Genomic DNA, 18,443 nt, shown 5'->3' on the forward strand with positions numbered 1-18,443 from the left:
TTGGGCGTCAGCCGAATCTGCCGATCAGCGGCACCCACTGATCGCTGCCGCCGATTCCTCTCAGCTCACCGTGATACGAGCCGTCCCACGCGAGTCTGCCAGTCCCGTCGTTATACGCGATCACCGGCGTCCCCTCCGTTCTGTGCCGCAGCATCAGGTCATCGCCGTTGGTCCCATCGAAATCACCCACCAACGGAACCCACGACTCACTCCCCCCAACCCCCTGCAGCTGGTAAGAGTGCGCCCACGTGAATCTGTTGTTCGCCTTGAACAGCGTCACAACCGAGCCGTCATAGCGATTGCGCAGCAACAGATCGTCCGCCGACGTGCCACCGAAGTCACCGATCAGCGGCACCCACTCCTCGCCACCGCCGATTCCTCTCAGCTCACCGTGATACGAGCCGTCCCACGCGAGTCTGCCAGTCCCGTCGTTATACGCGATCACCGGCGTCCCCTCCGTTCTGTGCCGCAGCATCAGGTCATCGCCGTTGGTCCCATCGAAATCACCCACCAACGGAACCCACGACTCACTCCCCCCAACCCCCTGCAACTGGTAAGAGTGCGCCCACGTGAATCTGTTGTTCGCCTTGAACAGCGTCACAACCGAGCCGTCATAGCGATTGCGCAGCAACAGATCGTCCGCCGACGTGCCACCGAAGTCACCGATCAGCGGCACCCACTCCTCGCCACCGCCGATTCCTCTCAGCTCACCGTGATACGAGCCGTCCCACGCGAGTCTGCCAGTCCCGTCGTTATACGCGATCACCGGCGTCCCCTCCGTTCTGTGCCGCAGCATCAGGTCATCGCCGTTGGTCCCATCGAAATCACCCACCAACGGAACCCACGACTCACTCCCCCCAACCCCCTGCAACTGGTAAGAGTGCAGCCAGGAGAAAGGCGGCTCGGGCGGCGTGATGAGCGAACTCCGAGCCAGAAGGACGACGTCTCCAACGGTGCGATTGCGGAGCAGGAGATCCGCGACATCGTCGGTCCTGAAGGTCCGGTCGGCTGATTCGGTCCTTCCGGCTCGGCTCTCCGCGACGATCCGATAGTGATAGGTCGTGTTGGGAGTGAGGCCGCCGATCGTGACGTTCCGCGCGACTGTGTTCGTTCCGGATCCGACATCGCTCCGCGACGTCGATCTCCCATACGTCGCCGTCGTGCCGTACTCGAACCAGCTTCTGGTCGCGAGGCCGTTGGGGTTGACGCTGCCGTTCAAAGTCGCCGCGGCGGCCGTGACATCGCTCGCATCACCTGTTGTGACGCTCGGTCGTTGGATGCCCGTCGCAACGCGCAACGCCTCGACCGACGGGGTGGGCGTGCCGTCCCAGTTGACGATGCCGACGTCCCACCGCCATGTCTCCCACGGTCGTTCCTTGACAAGACCGTAGTAGCTGAACAGCGAGACACCCGCACCTCTGGCCACGTCATAGGCGCTCGCGATCCAGCTCGCCCGGTTGGCCTCCGAACGATCGACTGGCGCTTGGCCGCAATCCGTGGTCTCCGGCGTGCAGTACCCGAACTCCGTCACCATCAGCGGCACCTGCCCGCCGGCCGGCGTCCTGAACGACGCCCCGAGCGCACTCGCCTGGTCGTTCCAGTCCTGCAGCCGCCCGATACCACGGCATCTCTCCGGCAGTCTCGTGGTCGGTGACGAACCCGTCTGATACGGATGGATCGCGAGTCCATCCGCCCGCGTGACGATCGACGGGTGCATCGCCCCCGCAAGGTAGTCACAGGCAGTCTGTCCCCCCACGACCAGCTCGCCGAAGTAGACCCGCGCCGATCCGTCGACGCTTTCGATCTCGCTGCGACAGGCACGGAAGAACTGCCCATACGTCGCGGCCGGCACCTTCGTCCGCCCGCCTCTTCCATCCGGGAGGAAGAAGCCATTCGGCTCGTTCCAAACGCTGTAGTGACGCACCCGCCCCTCGAACTTCGTCGCCGTGAACCTGCAGAAGTACGCGAACTCCGCAACCGTCGGCATCGTCGACGGCGCCGAACCACCCCACGTATCTGGCTTATACGTGATCGTCAGATACGGCTCGAAGTCGCGATCTCGCGCGCTGTCGACGAAGGTGTCGAGCGGCCCCCACCACGGATCGTTTCTGTCGAGCACAGTGGACGTGTCACGTGCGACCAACGCACGCAGATATCTCGCCCCCATCTCACCTGCGTACCTGTACCCCGCATCACGCTGCGTCGGATTGCTCAGCCCGCTCTCAAACGCGATCGCGCTCTGCGTCATCAACTCGATCGCCGACGCCGGCACAGCCCCAGCGCCCATGATCCCCACGATCGCGACAACCACCGCCACGGCCTGCCGCCGCAGCCGACTTGCACCGTGCATCCCAGCCCCCTGGTCGAATCCTTGGCTTGTGCGCCGAGTTCTACGCCCCCGTCCACGTGGCTACCCCACTCTGGCCACCACTCGCGGCTTCTCAGCGCGTTCGCGACCGAGCCCTCCATGATTGCGGCGGCCTGCTCAAGATCACGGCACGTCGGCCGACCGGCTACCGCAGCGCGCTCGGCTCGACCGGACGCATCAGCGCGTCGGCGCCGAGCGACGGCGTCGGGCTCGCGGGGCCGTCGTCGCCTTCGGGGCGCGATCCGACGCGGCCGGCGGCGCCGACCGCCCACAGCAGGGATATCCAGGTGACGGTCGCGAGCGTGACGTGGACCCAGACCATGTCCGCGGGCAGCTTGAGGCCGTATTGGACGGAGCCGACGAGACCCTGGCCGGCCATCAGGACGCCGCTGATGGTGAGCGCCTCGATCAGCTGGAGGTTGCGCGTGCGACGGCGGGCGAGGAACCAGGCGAGCACGACGCAGATGCCGAGCGTCGTCGCCACGATCGCATGGCGGTGGATCAGCCAGACGAGCGTCTCGGCGCCCTTGAAGTCGAGCCGGTGGACCAGTTCGCCGTCGTTGTCGCCCGGATGCGGGCCGGCCGCCGTCGTGAGCGTGCCGAGGAAGATCACGCCGCCGCCGAGGAACGCGGAGAGGCGCACGAGGTAGACGGTCCAGCGGTCCTCGGTGCGCGGCCGCTCGGCGTCGTCCTCGTAACGCGCGCGCCAGACGAGCCAGACGGCAGCGATCAGGATCACCATCGAGAGGCAGAAGTGCGCCATCACGAAACCGGGCGCCAGGTGGTTTCTGACCGTGAAGCCGCCGAGGATCCCCTGCGCCAGGCAACCGAGCGGCAGCAACGCCGAGACCCACACGAGGTCTCTGCGCCGCGGTGTGCGCCGCAGCGCGGCGAACCAGACGAACAGCGCGATGAAGCCGATCGCGGCCGAGAAGAGCCGGTTCCCGTATTCGACGAACGTGTTGAAGCCGAGCGGTGGAACGGCCTTGCCGTGACACTGCGGCCAGTCGGGGCAGCCCAGCCCCGAACCGGTCAGCCGAACCCCCGCGCCGGTCAGCACGACGGCGGTCAGGAAGAACAGCGCGACCCAGGTGAGCTTGCGGAACTGGGCCGGCGTGAACGTTGGCAGGCGATCGAGCACGGCTGGCTAAGGATGACGCAAGTGAGCCGTCGACGGCTGCGCCATCTGCGCACCTTTCGCCGCAGCAGCTCGTTGCAGTCACGTGCCCCGCCACCATCCCCGCTACCGTTTCAGCCGAATGTCAGGCTCCCGACCCCCAGCCGTCACCGTCGACGGCGTCTCCAAGACCTTCCGCGTGCCGACCGAACGGGTCCACACGCTCAAGGAGACGGTTCTGCATCCGTTCCGCCGCACCTCGCACGACGAGTTCGTCGCGCTCCGCGACGTCTCGTTCGACGTCGCGCATGGCGAGTTCCTCGGAATCGTCGGCCGCAACGGCTCCGGCAAGAGCACGATGCTCAAGTGCATGTGCGGGATCTACCGCGTCGACTCCGGCGGCATCTACGTCGACGGGCGACTCTCCGCCTTCATCGAGCTCGGGGTCGGGTTCAACCCCGACCTGCCGGCGCGCGACAACGTGCTGATCAACGGCACGATGCTCGGACTCTCCCCGCGCGAGGCGCGGCGGCGGTTCGACAGCGTGATCGACTTCGCCGAGCTGCGCGAGTTCGAGCACCTCAAGCTCAAGAACTACTCGTCGGGCATGATGGTGCGACTCGCGTTCTCCGTGATGATCCACGTCGATGCGGAGATCCTGGTCGTCGACGAGGTGCTCGCCGTCGGCGACGCCGCCTTCCAGCAGAAGTGCTTCGACGAGTTCTATCGGCTGCGCGACGAGAACCGCACCGTGATCCTCGTGACGCACGACATGAGCGCGGTCGAGCGCTTCTGCGACCGCGCCGTCCTGCTCGACAAGGGCAACCTGCTGCGCGACGGCGAGTCGCGGCGGGTCGGGATGGAGTACCTCGAGCTGAACTTCGGCCGCTCGGAGGCCGCCGCGGCCGAGGCCGACGAGCTGCGCGCCGGCGACGGAAGCGCCGAGATCCTCACGGCCTGGTTCGAGGACGAGCAGGGCGTCGAGACGTCGCTGCTCGAGCTCAAGCGCCCGTGCGCGTTCGCGGCGCGGGTGCGCTTCGCCGCCGAGACGACGGACCCCGTCTTCGGCTTCTCGCTCGACAACGGCGACCACCACACGGTGTTCGGCGCCACCACGCAGTGGCAGGAGCCGAGCACCGGGCGCTTCGCGGCCGGCGAAGAGGTCATCTTCCGCGTCCGCTTCGAGAACGTCCTCGCCCCCGGGCGCTACGACGTGACAGCGTCGGTGGCGCAGCGCGGGAGCGGCACGGCACTGCTCGACCGCCGCGAGAGATTCAGCTCGATCGTCGTCTCCGGCACGCACAGCTCGGGCGGGCTCGTCGAACTGCCGTACGAGACCGCCGTCGAGCACGTTTCCGCCGCGAGCACCGAGGTGACCCCGTGAGCGTCGAGACGCCTCCCAAGCCCCTGCGCGGCACGCGCATTCCCGGCCCGGTCGCGATCGGCGTCGACGCGAGACGCTTCTTCAACCTCACGCGGACGCTCGCCGTCACGGAGTTCAAGCTGCGGTTCTTCGGCTCGGCGCTCGGCTACCTGTGGCAGCTGATGCGCCCGCTGCTGCTGTTCGGCGTCCTCTACGTCGTCTTCGCGCACGTGCTCAAGTTCAGAAGCGACGCCGAGTTCTATCCCGTCGCGCTGCTGTCGGGCATCGTCATCTTCACGTTCCTGTCGGAGAGCACGACCGTCGCGGTGAGCAGCCTCGTCGACCGCGAGGCGCTCGTGCGCAAGGTCCAGTTCCCGCGGCTCGTGATCCCGCTGTCGGTGGTCACGACCGCGCTGATGAACCTCGCGCTCAACCTGGTCGTGGTCGTGATCTTCCTGCTCATCTCGGGCGGGTCGGTGCGCCTGAGCTGGTTGGAGATCCCCTTCCTCGTCGTCCTGCTGGCGCTCTTCGCCGCCGGGATCTCGACGCTGATCTCAGCACTCTACGTGCGCTACCGCGACATCAGACCCGTGTGGGACGTGCTGCTCCAGATGCTGTTCTACGGCACGCCGATCTTCTACACGCTCGACGTCATCAACAACAAGACGCTCGAGCACGTGCTGCTGATCAACCCGCTCGCCGTGATAATCCAGCAATTCCGGCATGCAGTGATCGATCCGAGCCATCCGAGCGCGGTGGAAGCCGCCGGCGGCTGGCTGCTGCTGCTCGCCCCGACCACGATCCTCGTCCTGCTGGTCGTGGGCGGCTACCGGTACTTCGACCGCGCCGCGCCGCGAATCGCCGAAGACCTCTGAGCATGGGCGGGCGCGCTCGCCGTTCCACGCTCGCAGGACGGTTGCGCGCCGCGATCCACGGCGAGGGTGCGGAGGAGGTCGAGCGGTTCCACATCAAGGGGATCGATCCGATCCGCGACCTGCGGCAGTGCCTGCCGGGCTTCGCGCCCACCGTCGTGGTGGACGTCGGCGCAAACGTCGGACAGTCCGCGGCGGTGTTCGCAGCTGCGTTTCCCCACGCGGAGATCCTCTGCTTCGAGCCCGTCTCCAGCGTCTTCGAGGAGCTTCAGCAGCGGTTCGCGGTCTCCCGTCGCGTGCACTGCGTCCGCTGCGCGCTGGGCGCCGAGAGCGGGAGCGGCTCGATCGTCCTCAGCGGCTCGACGCTGCACTCGCTCGCGGCGTCCCCGACGGCGGAGAGCGCCGGCGGCACCGAGCCGGTCGAGGTCCGCACGCTCGACGAGGTCTGTCGTGAACGGGGGATCGAGCACGTCGACCTGCTCAAGATCGACACCGAAGGCTTCGACCTCGAGGTGCTGCGCGGCGCCGAGGAGCTGCTCGCGCAGCAGCGGGTCGACGTCGTCGAGGTGGAGGCGGGAATGAACCCCGAGAACTCCACCCACGTTCCGTTCGAGACGCTCAAGCGCCATCTCGAGCGGCACGACTACCGCCTCTTCGGGATCTACGAGCAGAAGGAGGAGTGGCCAACGCTTCAGCCGCACCTGCGGCGCACCAATCCGGTCTACATCTCGCAGCGGACGATCGACCGCCACCGCGGGCACTCTCCAGGGACTCCGCCGTAGCGATGCAGCTCGCGTTCGTCTGTCTCGATCCGACGCCGGGCGCCGCATCAGAGCCGCGTCGAGCGGTGTTCTCGACCGCGGCCGCGCTCGCCGCCGAGCATGACGTGACCGTGTTCGTCTCCGCGGCCGGCGAGCCGCCGCGCACGGCAGCCGGAGACGACGCGCCGCCGTTCCGCACCGTCGTCGTCGACGAACCGCAGGAGACCGGCGGCGGGTTCTCGTTCCCCGCCCACCAGCGCAGCAGCGTCGCGCTCGACGCGCTGCGCGACGTCTACGGCGACGCCGGGCCCGACCTCGTCGAGTTCATCGACCGCGGAGGCGAAGGCGCCGTCACCGTCCAGGCCCGGATCACGCGCGATCCGTTCCTCGCCGGCACGCGCGTCGTCATCCGCGCATGCGGGAGCGACGAGATGCTGCGGACGCTCGACGGCTGGCTGCCGGACGACGCGCACGCCAACCTGCTGCACGAGCTGGAGCGCACCAGTCTGCGGCACGCGGACCTCCTGCTCGTCCCGAGCCGCCACGTCGAGACGACGTACAGGCGCTTCTACGGCGACCGCGACGCGCTCGCACCGGTCCGCACCGTGCGGCCCGGATTCCGCCCGCCAGCCGCCGCGGATGCGCCGGGGCCGCCGACTGCGCAGGGCCCGTCGACCCCGCCGGACGATCGGCCCCTTCGGCTGCTCGTCCCGGGGCCGCTCGATCCCCGCCGCGGCGCCGCCGTGCTCGTGGAGGCGCTCCTCGGCCTCGACCCGCAGATCCCATGGCAGCTCACGCTGTGCGGGCCTGACCGCGAGGTCGGCGGGCTCCGGACCTCGATGCGCGCCCAACTGGAGCTGACGGTCGCAGGCGATCCGCGGATCGCGTTCGCCGAGGACGACAGCTCGCTCGACGCGCTCATCGCCGAACACGACGTCGTCGCGCTGCCGGCGCGCTGGGACTGCTGGCCCGACGCCGCGCTGCGGGCGCTGCACGCGGGCCGCCCGCTGCTGTCGACACCGGTCGGCGGGCTGCGCGAGCTGACCGTCGCCGGTCGCTCCGGGTGGCTGGCGGCCGGAACCTCGCCCGCCGCGATCGCGGCGACCGTCGCCTCGCAGCTCGCGAACGAGGAGGAGCTGGCAGCGCTGCTCGCCGGCGACGGACCGCGCGCCGTCGCAGCGGAGGTCACCGACGAGTCGTGCCTGCGCGCGGCATACGCCTCGCTGCTCGGCACCGTCCTCGCGGCGCGCCCCTCCGCCCCGCGCCAGCGCACCCGCCCGCCGCTCGTCAGCGTCGTGATCCCCTGCTTCGGGCTCGCGCGGTGGGTCGAGGCGGCGGTCGCCTCGGCGTTCGCGCAGACGCACCCGGCGATCGAGGTGATCGTCGTCAACGACGGTTCGGCCGAGCCGGAGGACGTGCGGCTGCAGGAGCTGGCCGCCCGCCTGCCGCTCACGCTGCTGACGCAGGAGAACCAGGGCGTCGGCGCCGCGCGCAACCTCGGCATCGCGCAGGCCGCCGGTCGCTACGTGCTGCCGCTCGACGCCGACAACGTGCTCGACGCACGCTTCGTCGCACGCGCGGTCGAGGTGCTCGAGCGCGAGCCGCAGCTCGCGTACGTCACGTCGTGGACGACCTTCGTCGACGAGGCCGGCAGGCCCCTCGTGGGCGACAGCCCTGGCTATCACCCGAGCGGCGGACGCGGCCCGGAGTTCGAGCGCCGCAACATCACGGGGGACGCCGCGGCACTGATCCGCAGGCGCGTGTTCGAGCTGGGATTCGGCTATCGCACCGACCTCGTCAGCCTCGAGGACTGGCAGCTCTGGCGTGAGCTGCGGGACGCGGGCCATCACGGCATCGTGATGCCGACCCGCCTGCTCGACTACCGCGTGCGGGCCGACTCGAAGCTGCGCACGATGGGATTGCCGAACGTCGAGCGGCTCGCAGGCGAGCTGCTCGCCCACCAACGCGAACGGGGTGTGCGATGGGCGTGACGGACGATCAGCGACCGACGGTGCTCGACGCGACGTGCCAAGCCGACGTCAGCCGGCTCCAGCGCTACGCGCTCGCGGCCGAGCTGCTGCGCGAGCGGCAGGTCGTCGTCGTCGGCGACCCCGCCGGCGACGGACGCGAGCTGCTGCGTCGTCGCGGGTGCGACCGGCTGCTCGCGCAGGCCGCGCCGCCGTGGAGCGCGGCGCCTCAGACACGGGGCGCGATCGTCTCCCTGGACGGCGCCGGCCCGCTCGAGCCCGGCCGGCTGTTCGACGAGCTGGCCGCCGCGGCTGCCGTCGGTGACCTCGCGATCGTCGTGTCGTTGCGCGGTGCCGCCGATCCCGTCGCGGCAGAGCAGGACGCCGGCGCCGTGCAGCACGAGGATGCGCTCGCGCTCACCGGCCGTCTTCCCGGTGCGGTGCTGCTCGTGCAGACGGTCGCCGAGGGATCCCTCCTGCGGCGCGTCGACAGGGGCGTCGAGACGTTCGAGACCGCGGAGGCGGAGCTCGAGCTGCCGGACGGACTCGACCCAGAGGACGCCGCGCACTACGTCTGGGTCGTCGGGCTCGACGACGAGCTCGCCGCTGCGGGTGCGCGCGCCACTCTGAAGCTGACCGTGACGCCCGCGGCGACGCGACGCGTTCGCCTGCTGGAGGCCGCCAACGCCGCGCTGCTGCGAACGAACGCGCGACTCGGGCGCGAGCTGCCGGGTCGCGGCGGCGCCGCCGCGACCGGCGAGCTGGCACGCCTGCAGCGGACGGTGGACGCGGCCGCGGCGGACGCCGAGCAGGCGCGCGCCGCCGCGGCGGAGGCCGAGCATCGGCGGGTCGAGGCCGAACGACGCAGCGACGCGCTCGGCGACCGTGCCGCGCAGGCAGAACGCCTCGCCGAGCAGCACGCCGCGCGCGCCGTCTCCGCGGAGGCACGCGTCGTGGAGGTCGAGCTGCGGGCGCACGCGGGCGAGCGACGTGTCGCCGAGGTCGAGGCGCGGGCGCAGGAGGCCGAGCGCTGGGCGCTCGGGCTCGAAGAGCGGTTGGCGGTCGCGAACGACCGCCGCGCGGTCCGCGCGGCGAATCGGCTGTCGCGGCTGTTGCGCCGCTGAGGGCCGGCTGCGCGCCATCGGACGTGCGCTTTGCTTAGGATGCCGCTGAGTCCATGGCATCGCCATCCTCCGATCCAGCGACGCCCGGGCCGGAAGCCGCGCCGCTCGCGCTGTCGCTCGCCGTCGACCGCCTTGCCAGGTTCACGGGTGTCCGCGCGGTGGCCAACGTCGGACCCGCGCCGCTTCGACTCGAAGGCGACTTCGAGCTGACCGCGGCTCCTGCTGAGGGCGGGATCGTGGTCGCCGCCGGCGACACGTCGTGGGACGCGCTCGGCGCGGCGCGGATCGCCGTCGTCGCCGACCTCGGCCGCGACCGCGCGCCGTTCGACGCGATCGCCGCCGCCGAGGAGCGAGCCGCCGCGGCCGGCTGGCGCATCGCCCACGCAGGTCTGCTGCACACGGGCGCGACCGGCGCGCGTCGCGAGGGCTCGCTGCTGATCGCTTGCAGACCCGAGGACTCGATCGCGGAGGCGCTCGCCTGCGGTCCGCTCGGCCTCGCGCTCGACCCCCGTGCGAGCGGCACGGGGTTCGCGCCGCGTCCCGCTCGCGTCCTGATCGCCTCGCACGAGGTCGCCGGGCCGACGGGCAACGGCGGCATCGGGACGGCCTACCATTCGCTCGCCCACACGCTGGCGGCTGCGGGGCACGACGTGACGATGCTGTTCACCGGCTGGCTCGACCCGGAGCAGGCCGGCGGGGAGCCCGAGTGGCGCCGCAGCTTCGCGCAGGCGGGGATCGACTTCCAGCTGCTCGGCACACCATGGGACGTGCCGGTGCGCAACCCGCATCACCAGGTGCGCCGCGCCTACGAGCTGCACCGCTGGCTCACCGCGACGCATGCGACGCGCCCGTTCGACGTCGTCCACGCGCCCGAGACGCCCGGGCACGCGGCCTTCGCGTTGATGGCGAAGCGGCTGGGCTCGGCCTATCGCGACGTCGAGTTCGTCATCGGCACGCACTCCTCGACGCGCTGGGTCGCGGAGAGCAACCGGGAGGGGATCGAGCAGCTCGACGATCTCGTCAGCGAGCAGCTCGAACGCACCAGCGTCGAGCTGGCGGACGTCGTCATGAGCCCGACGGCGTACATGCTCGAGTACATGCGCGGGCGGGGCTGGTCGCTGCCGGAGCGCACCTTCGTGCAGCCGCTCGCGCGCCCGCGAGCCGTTCGCGAGCTGGCGGGCGGACGCCCGACCGCGGGCGAGCGGCCGACGCGCCAGCTGGTGTTCTTCGGACGGCTGGAGACGCGCAAGGGGCTGGAGGCGTTCTGCGACGCCGTCGACCTCCTCACCGCCGCCGACGACTGTCCGTTCGAGCGGGTCACCCTGCTCGGCCGCCCCGAGCCGATCCTCGGCACCGACGCGACCTCCTACGTCACACGGCGGGCCGCCGGGTGGGGTCTCGACTGGAGGATCCTGCCCGACCTCGGCCACGACGAGGCGGTCGCCCACCTGCGCGACGCCGCCGGCGTCGTCGCGATCCCGTCGCTCGTCGACAACTCGCCGAACACCGTGATCGAGACGGTGGCGCTCGGTGTCCCCTTCGTCGCATCGCGTTCCGGCGGCACCGGCGAGCTGATCGCCGCCGCGGACCTGGCCAGCTCGACGTTCGACGGCTGGCGCTACGCCGGCGCGCTCGAGCCGCCGACGTTCTCCGATGCCCGCGAGCCATTCGACGTCGAGGCGCTCGCCACCGCGCTCCGCGCGAAGGCGTTCGCGCCCGCCGCACCCGTCTCACCGTCCGTCGACGACGCCGCCTGCGACAGCGCCTACGACGGCTGGCACCGCGCGATCGCCGGCCGGCCGCGCGACGCAGCGCCCGCGGCGCCCGGCGAGCCGCTGACCGCGGCGGTCTGCATCGTCGCGCGGGACCGCGCCGCCGCGGCGCGGGTCGGAGCCGCGGTCGCGTCCGGCACGCGGGCGCCGACGTGGATCGTGGCGATCGTGGAGGAGCCGGGCGGCGACTCGCTCCCCGGCCTCGACAGCGTCGTCGTCGCAAGCGACCGTGACGCCGGCCAGGCCCGCCGGCGAGTGAACGCGGAGCTCGACGCCGACGTCCTGATCGTCCTGCGCGGCAACGAGGAGCCCGACCCCGAGCTCGTCGAGCGCACGCTCGACGCGATGCGGACGGGCGGCGCGGAGCTGCTGTCGCTCGTCACCCGCGACCACGACGCGGACCGGCCGACGGACACGCCCGAGCACCTGCGCCGGAGCGAGCTGCCGCGCGACCTGTGCGCGTTCGTCCCGATCGCCGGCCCGGCGGTCGCCGGCGCCCTCTATCCGGCGTTCTGCGTCGGACCGTACGCGATCCGCCGTTCGGCGCTGAGCGGGCTCGGCGGCTACGCCGCAGACGCACCGAGCGGCGCCGTCGACCGTGAGCTGCTGTCGCGGGCCGCGCTCGACGGCGTGCGGATGCACGTCTTCCCCGACCCGCTCGCGAGCGTCGTCGAGGACGACGAGCACGTCGCGCTGCGCGCGCACTACTGGGGCTCCACCGCGGTGCCTTCGCCGCGCGGCGAAGAGCAGATCAGCCTGCTGCGGCCGTTCCGGCGCCAGCTCGGCGAGTCGCTCGCCGACCTGCCCGCGCTGCTCACCGGCACGCTCCGGGTCGCCGGCGGCTCGGCCGAGCGGGCGCGAGACGAGGCCGCCCGTCGCGACGAGATCGTCGCCGCGTACGAGGCGCGGCTGACCGAGCACCGCGAGCTGATCGAGCTCTACGAGCGGCAGAAGGAGGAGCTGCGCGCCGCGCTGGGCTCGGGCGGCGCGCGCAGCGCCCGGCCGGGACCCGAGTCCCCTGGGCAGGTTCTTGCGTGGCGCGTTCGCCAACGCATCAAACGACTGGGCCGGAGGCTGCGATGACCTGGGACGAGCCGCTCGAGATCGCGCGGCGCCTCGCGATCCGTCTCGACACGCCGCTGCAGCGCTGGCCCGAGCCGGGCGAGGCTGACGGCGGCGTGCTGCTCGTCGCGGACGCGCAACTGGACGACGTCCCGGCGGAACGGCTCGCAGGCGCAGGCGCGGTGCTCGTCGCCGGCGCCGCCGGGAGCGCGGTCAGCGCCGCGCTCGTCGCATTGGGCGCGCGCGTCGCGGCGCACGGGCTCGACGTCGCGTTCTCGTCGTTCGCGACGACGCCCGGGACCGACGGCGCCCCGATCGACGTCGGACTCGTCGTCGCCGCACCGGCCGGGGACGTCCGCGTGCGGGAGCTGCTCGCCGCCGGGCCGCACGCGCTCACGCTCGACGCCGCCGTCGACGTGGCAGCCGTCTCGCCGACCGCTCCGCCCGCTCGGGTCTGTGTCGTGTCGTTCGAGGTCTCGGGCATGACGGGCGGCGGCATCGGCACCGCGAGCACCTCCCTCGCCGAGTCGCTCGCGCGTTCCGGCCACGACGTCACGCTCCTCTTCACCGGCTGGCAGAACGCGGGCGGCGGCGAGCAGAACGAGCAGTGGCGGCGCCACTACGCGGAGCGCGACGTGCGGTTGGAGATCGTGCGCGCCCCGGGCGTCCAGACCGTCGGCAACCCGCACTTCCCCGCTCGCTCGGCGTACGAGGTCTACTGCTGGTTGCACCAGGCGCCGCCGTTCGACGTCGTCCACCTGCCCGAGAACATGGGTCACGGCGCGTACGCGCAGCTCGCCAAGCGGCAGGGCCGGGCGTTCGTGCAGACGACGTTCGTCGTCGGCACGCACGGTCCGACGCGCTGGGCGGCGGAAGCCAACCGCGTCGCGCTCACGCGCGAGGAGTTCCTCGTCAACGAGGCGCTGGAGCACACGAGCGTCGCGCTCGCGGACGTGCTGCTCGGGCCGAGCCGTTACCTGCACGACTACCTGCGCGAGCGGGACTGGACGCTGCCCGCGCGAGTTCACGTGCAGCCGTACGCCGTCCCGGCCGCCGTGCGTGCACGCAGAATCGCGGAGATCCCGGCGGCCGTGCACGCCCGCGTCGCCGCCGCCGACGGCCGTTCCACCGCAGGCGAGGCCGCGGGCCTGCCGGACGAGATCGTCTTCTTCGGCCGCCTCGAGACGCGCAAGGGCGTCGCGACGCTGTGCGACGCGCTCGACCGGCTGGCGGAGACGGACGACGTCCCGCCCTTCTCGGTCACCTTCCTGGGTCCGGTCGCGGAGGTGCTCGGGCAGCGCGCCGACAGCTACATCGCGGCGCGCGCGGAACGCTGGCCGTGGAGCTGTCAGGTGGTCAGCGACCGCGACCAGCAGGGTGCCGCCGAGTATCTCGGCCGGCCGGGCGTGCTCGCGGTGATGCCGTCCACCGTCGACAACGCACCCAACACCGTGAGCGAGGCGATCGCGCTCGGGATCCCGCTCGTCGCCGGCCGCACCGGTGGCACGGGCGAGCTGGTCGCCGCGGAGCAGCGCGACGACCACATGTTCGGCGCACCGGACGACACCGTCCTCCTGCCGCTGCCGCTGACGAGCGCACCGCCGGCGCCCGAGGCCGGGCCGCTCGCCGAGCTGCTGCTCCGCCGCCTCACGAGAACGGTCGAGCCCGCACGGCCGGCCTCGACCTCCGCGGCCGTCGACGCCGCCTACGACCGCTGGCACCGAGCCGTGCGCCATGCCAACGACACCGGCGCCGGTACAGACCGTGGCGCGCAGGAGCTGCCGGCGCTCGCCGTCTGCATCCTGTTCGACGGCGACGACGCGCTGCTCGGCGCTCAGCTGGACGTGCTCGCGGCGGACGACGCGGAGGTCGAGCTCGTCGTCGCCGACGTTCGCCAGGACCCCCGCGAGCCGATCGAGGCCGCCGTCGAGCGCGGACTGCCCGTCGTGCAGCCGCGCAGACCCGGGCACGCCGCCGAGGCGCGCGCCGCCGCGGTGGCGGCGACCCGTGGCGAGCTGGTGGCGATCGTCCCGCCCGGCGACGTCCCGCTGCCGCCGTTCGCCGACGTGCTGCGCTCCGTCGCCGCAGCGACGGACGCGGACGTGTACGCCTGCGTCGTGCTCGACGAGGTCCCCCGAGACGCCGACGCCGACGATGCGGAGGCGTCGACGCGGGACGCGCTGGTACACGCGTTCGTGCCGCTGAGCGGCCCGCCGCTTGCCGGCCTGACGCACCCGCTGTTCAGCGCCGGCCCGTATGCGATCCGGCGCGCTGCGCTCACACAGCTCGGGGGCTTCGCCGCCGACGCACGCGGTGAAGAAGCCGATCACGAGCTGCTCAACCGCGCCGCCGCGACCGGGCTGCGGCTGGAGGTCGTGTCCGAGCCGCTTGCGGCCAAGCGGCGCGCCGACGCGTGGTCAGCGCTGCGCGCAGGGCCGCAGGAGCCTGCCGGGCTGCCATACGACGCGGAGCAGTGGCTGCGCGTCGAGCGGCCGCTCGCGCGTGAAGCGGACGCGGCAGCGGATCTCGTCGGCCTCCTGCGCGGCACGCGCGGCGAGGCGGACCGGCTCCAGGCGGTGCTGGCCGAGCAGCAGCACGTCTACGAGGGACGCCTCGCCGAACAGCGCATCTGGATCGACGACCTCGAGCAGAAGGTCGCCGACTTCCGCAAGCTCGAAGCGGAGCTGCTCGCGGAGGCCAAGCGGCTGCGAGCGCTCACCGAGGAGATGTCCCAGAGCGCCGCACAGCTCACGGTGCGCACGCTGCGCAACGCCGGGAGACGTGCGGCAGGGCGGTTGAGACGCTGAGCCCCGTGCGCCGGGCGACGCACGCCGGCGCTCAGCGCCGCTCGGTGCCGAATGCGCGCAGGTCGAGCAGCAGGTCGTGCACCAGGCGGGGGTAGACGCGCGAGGCGCGGAAGTCCTCCGCCTTCATGCGGCCACGCACGCGTACGCGATGGTGGGCGTCCGGCGAGCGCTGCAGCAGCTCCAGCTCGCGGTACAGCTCGACAGCTGTTCCGACCTCGATGAAGTCGATGCCCGGCTCGAGCCCGTGGAGCGGATCGAGCGACTCGCTCAGGACGAGGTGGCCGGCCGCGAGGTGCAGCGAGACGCGGTTCTCGAACGACGGGTAGGGCTCGTTGTGGAGGTTGATGCCGACGTGGTGCTCCCGCATCAACGTGTCCAGCCGTTCGGCGTCGACGCCGAACGCGAGGTGGAGCACGTCGAAGCCGTGCTTGGCCGGCGTCAGCAGCTGCTCGCGGTACGGCGTCGAGCGGCCGACGAACATCACCTTCGGACGGCCGCCGATCGGCAGCGGATCGGCGAAGAAGCGATCGTCGACCGGCAGCGGCAGCGAGCGCCAGACGGGCAGCACGTCCTCGGCGGCCTCGACGATGTTGGGGTCGAACGCGACGATGCGGTCGAAGTTGCCACCGTCGACCTTGCGCAGCGAGGCGAGCCGTATCTCCAGGTCGGGGTGGGCAGGACCGCGGCCTCGCGGCAGCGGCTCGGTCAGGAAGCCCAGCGTTGCGGCGTCGACGCCCTCGAACGCCCCGGGCGGGACGATCTCCGGCCGGAAGACGAGCACGACGTGCGGCCGGAACGCCTGCAGCTCCGCGAGCAGGCGCCCGAGCTCGGCACCTTCGCGGAACTCGACGAAGCGGGTCGACAGCTCCGGGGTGCCCTGCATCAGCGCGCACGCCTCGAAGAACGTCGCCTGTCCGACGAACGCGAGCCGCAACGGCTCACGCTCGACCGGCACCGCATAGGGCATGCCCGTGCGGGCGAACGTCGGCTTCACGAGCAGCGGGCGGATCGCGGGCGCATCGGCGGGATGGTACGTGCCGGTGCAGCGTCACGCGGACAGCTGGGGCGACAGGTAGCCTTCCGCGGCGAGCAGGAACCTTCCGCATGCCCGACTGGCAAGAACGCATCAACGACGACACCCGCCCGGCGATCCGCGCCGAGCACGAGCTGCGCTACGCGGTCGCTGCGCCGCTGATCCGCGCGAGCGCTCGCTGGTGCGACCTCGGCTGTGGCACAGGCCTCGGCGCCGTGACCGCGCTCGCCGGCGAAGAGCTCGACGGCACCGCGCTGCTGGTCGATCGCGACGCGACGGCTGCCGAGCGTGCGGCCACGGCCGTGCCGGCCCGTGCAACGACCGCGATCGGAGCGGACCTCTCGACCGCCGCCGGGATCGATCGGGTCCGGGCCGCGCTTGCGGACGCGTCGGGCGCAGGTGCGCTGTGCGTCACCGCCTTCGAGCTGATCGAGCATCTGGAGTCGTTCGCGCCGCTCGTCGCGCTGCTCGTCGAACTGGGAGCGCGCCCTGACGCGACCGTTCTGCTGAGTGTCCCCAACGACGCCTTCTGGGCGATCGACAACCCGCACCACCGCACGACGTGGGGCGAGGGCGCGGTCGAGGAGCTGCGCAGCCTGCTGCCCGCCGGCCATGTCGCGTTGCACCAGCTCGCGCTGGAGGGTTCGGCGCTGCTCCCACTCGACGAGGCGACGGTGGCGCGCACCGACGTCGCGCTCGCGCCCGGCGTCCCGTCGCACGTTCTGCTTGCGTTCGGCGCACAGGCCAGCCAGGTGACGAGCGCGGTCACCGTCGTCCAGTCCGACCTCGAGGCCCAGCGGCGCTGGGAGCGCCAGCGCGAGAGCGACCTCCTCTACTACGTGAAGAAGGTCGAAGCGCTGGAGCAGCAGCTCGCCGAGCGCGCGTCCACGGACGCGGCGCCGGCGGACGGTGACGTCGACGCGCCCGCCGCGAGCGGCCACGCGTGAAGGTCGCCTTCCTCCTCAACGACCTCCAGCTGTCCGGCGGCGTCGGCGTCGTCGTCCAGCACGCCCGGGAGCTGGTCCTCAGACACGGTCACGACGTGACGCTCGTGCTCGTACGCGAGCAGGAGGCGGCGCCGTGGGAGTTCGACGGGCTCGCCCACCTGCACGTCGAAGGGCTCGACGACGCCCGCGACGAGCACTTCGACGTGGCGATCGCGACATGGTGGGAGACGACGTACTCGCTGTTCGAGCTCGAGGCCGACCGCTACGTCCAATTCGTCCAGAGCTTCGAGGACCGTTTCTACGAACGCGCCAGCGCCGAGCGACCCGCCGCGGCGATGACGCTCGACCTGCCGGTGACGTTCGTGACCGAGGCGCGCTGGATCGCCGACACGCTGCGGGAGGTCCGCCCGGACGCGCCCTGCTTCTATGTGCGCAACGGCATCGACAAGGGCGTCTTCGCCTCGCCCGAGCGAATCGAGGCGCGCCTCCAGGAGCCGCTGCGGGTCGTCGTCGAGGGCAACCCCCGTGTCTGGTTCAAGGGCGTCTACGAGGCGATCGGGACGGTCGGCGAGATGCGCGAGCCGCACCATCTCACCGTCGTCACAGGCGACCACTCGACGATCGTCGCGGGCACGGCCGACCGCGTCGTCGGCCCGCTGTCACAGCGCGAGATGGCAGCGCTGTACGCCGAGAGCGACGTGGTCTTCAAGCTCTCGCGCGTGGAGGGCATGTTCGGGCCTCCGCTCGAGGGCTTCCACATGGGCGCGACGTGCGTCGTGGCGCCCGTTACCGGAGTCGACGAGTACATCGTCCACGGCTGGAACGGCATGCTGGTCGACTGGGACGACCCGAGCGGCGCGGCGCGCACGCTCGACCTGCTCGCGCGCGACCGGCGGCTGCTGACGTTCCTGCGCGCGAACGCGCTGGAGACGGCGCACAGCTGGCCGTCCTGGGAGCAGTCGGCGACGTTCATGGCCGCAGCGCTCGACAGAATCCGGCGCGATCCGCCACCGCCTCCATACGCAGGTGCGCGGCAGCTCGTCGCCGACCACCGCCTGTCGCTGGAGCGGCATCGCATGCTCCTGCACGAGCGCAACGAGTACAGACGGCTCGCGAAGCCCGCCCTGCGGCTGAAGCAGACGTCCGCGTGGCAGCAGCTGAAGCGGCTGCGGGAGCATCGGGCGATGCAGCCGGTCTGGGCGCTGCTGCGGCCGCTGACGCGCCGGGTGCGCTCGAAGCTGACCGGCTGA

At 71.7% G+C, this 18,443-nt stretch carries 12 protein-coding genes; 9 read left to right on the forward strand and 3 right to left on the reverse strand.

Annotated features, from left to right (window positions below; genetic code table 11):
* Window positions 1–7: 7 nt before the first annotated feature.
* Together CWOE_RS27500 and CWOE_RS27505 are read right to left on the reverse strand one after the other, a co-directional pair.
* Window positions 8–2,317, reverse strand: a complete 2,310-nt coding sequence (locus tag CWOE_RS27500; RefSeq protein ID WP_148261190.1) for a fibronectin type III domain-containing protein — start codon at window positions 2,315–2,317, stop codon at window positions 8–10.
* A gap of 196 nt (window positions 2,318–2,513) precedes the next feature.
* On the reverse strand, window positions 2,514–3,509 hold the full coding sequence (locus CWOE_RS27505; RefSeq protein ID WP_012936931.1) for a COX15/CtaA family protein: 996 nt from the start codon (window positions 3,507–3,509) through the stop codon (window positions 2,514–2,516).
* A gap of 118 nt (window positions 3,510–3,627) precedes the next feature.
* Between CWOE_RS27505 and CWOE_RS33175 the strand changes: the two genes are divergently transcribed.
* The 7 genes from CWOE_RS33175 to CWOE_RS27540 all read left to right on the forward strand — a co-directional run bounded on the left by CWOE_RS33175 (window position 3,628) and on the right by CWOE_RS27540 (window position 15,213).
* Window positions 3,628–4,869 (forward strand): ABC transporter ATP-binding protein, encoded by a 1,242-nt coding sequence (locus CWOE_RS33175; protein ID WP_012936932.1) that lies wholly within the window; start codon window positions 3,628–3,630, stop codon window positions 4,867–4,869.
* Window positions 4,866–5,723 carry an ABC transporter permease gene (locus tag CWOE_RS27515; protein ID WP_012936933.1) on the forward strand — a complete coding sequence of 286 codons (858 nt, stop codon included), beginning with the start codon at window positions 4,866–4,868 and terminating at the stop codon, window positions 5,721–5,723. Before CWOE_RS33175 ends, CWOE_RS27515 begins: the two co-directional genes overlap by 4 nt.
* A gap of 41 nt (window positions 5,724–5,764) precedes the next feature.
* Window positions 5,765–6,502 (forward strand): FkbM family methyltransferase, encoded by a 738-nt coding sequence (locus CWOE_RS27520; RefSeq protein WP_041731085.1) that lies wholly within the window; start codon window positions 5,765–5,767, stop codon window positions 6,500–6,502.
* 65 nt (window positions 6,503–6,567) lie between these two features.
* On the forward strand, window positions 6,568–8,472 hold the full coding sequence (locus tag CWOE_RS31635) for a glycosyltransferase (protein WP_160165573.1): 1,905 nt from the start codon (window positions 6,568–6,570) through the stop codon (window positions 8,470–8,472).
* Entirely contained in the window at window positions 8,463–9,572 is a 1,110-nt protein-coding gene (locus tag CWOE_RS27530) for a hypothetical protein (RefSeq protein ID WP_012936936.1), read from the forward strand. Before CWOE_RS31635 ends, CWOE_RS27530 begins: the two co-directional genes overlap by 10 nt.
* 53 nt (window positions 9,573–9,625) lie before the next feature.
* Entirely contained in the window at window positions 9,626–12,427 is a 2,802-nt protein-coding gene (locus tag CWOE_RS27535) for a glycosyltransferase family 4 protein (protein WP_012936937.1), read from the forward strand.
* Complete coding sequence (locus CWOE_RS27540) at window positions 12,424–15,213, forward strand: glycosyltransferase (protein WP_012936938.1); 2,790 nt, start codon at window positions 12,424–12,426, stop codon at window positions 15,211–15,213. The genes CWOE_RS27535 and CWOE_RS27540 overlap by 4 nt, the downstream gene beginning before the upstream one ends.
* A 31-nt stretch (window positions 15,214–15,244) precedes the next feature.
* Here the strand turns inward: CWOE_RS27540 and CWOE_RS27545 are convergent, their stop codons facing one another.
* Window positions 15,245–16,207 carry a CgeB family protein gene (locus CWOE_RS27545; protein ID WP_012936939.1) on the reverse strand — a complete coding sequence of 321 codons (963 nt, stop codon included), beginning with the start codon at window positions 16,205–16,207 and terminating at the stop codon, window positions 15,245–15,247.
* Between the two features lie 110 nt (window positions 16,208–16,317).
* Here CWOE_RS27545 and CWOE_RS27550 point away from each other — a divergent pair, with 110 nt between their 5' ends.
* Together CWOE_RS27550 and CWOE_RS27555 are read left to right on the forward strand one after the other, a co-directional pair.
* A complete protein-coding gene (locus CWOE_RS27550) occupies window positions 16,318–17,193 on the forward strand; it encodes a methyltransferase domain-containing protein (RefSeq protein ID WP_012936940.1) in 876 nt (291 codons plus the stop codon).
* Entirely contained in the window at window positions 17,190–18,443 is a 1,254-nt protein-coding gene (locus tag CWOE_RS27555) for a glycosyltransferase family 4 protein (RefSeq protein ID WP_012936941.1), read from the forward strand. The genes CWOE_RS27550 and CWOE_RS27555 overlap by 4 nt, the downstream gene beginning before the upstream one ends.

Source organism: Conexibacter woesei DSM 14684, from assembly GCF_000025265.1.
Lineage (GTDB): Bacteria > Actinomycetota > Thermoleophilia > Solirubrobacterales > Solirubrobacteraceae > Conexibacter > Conexibacter woesei.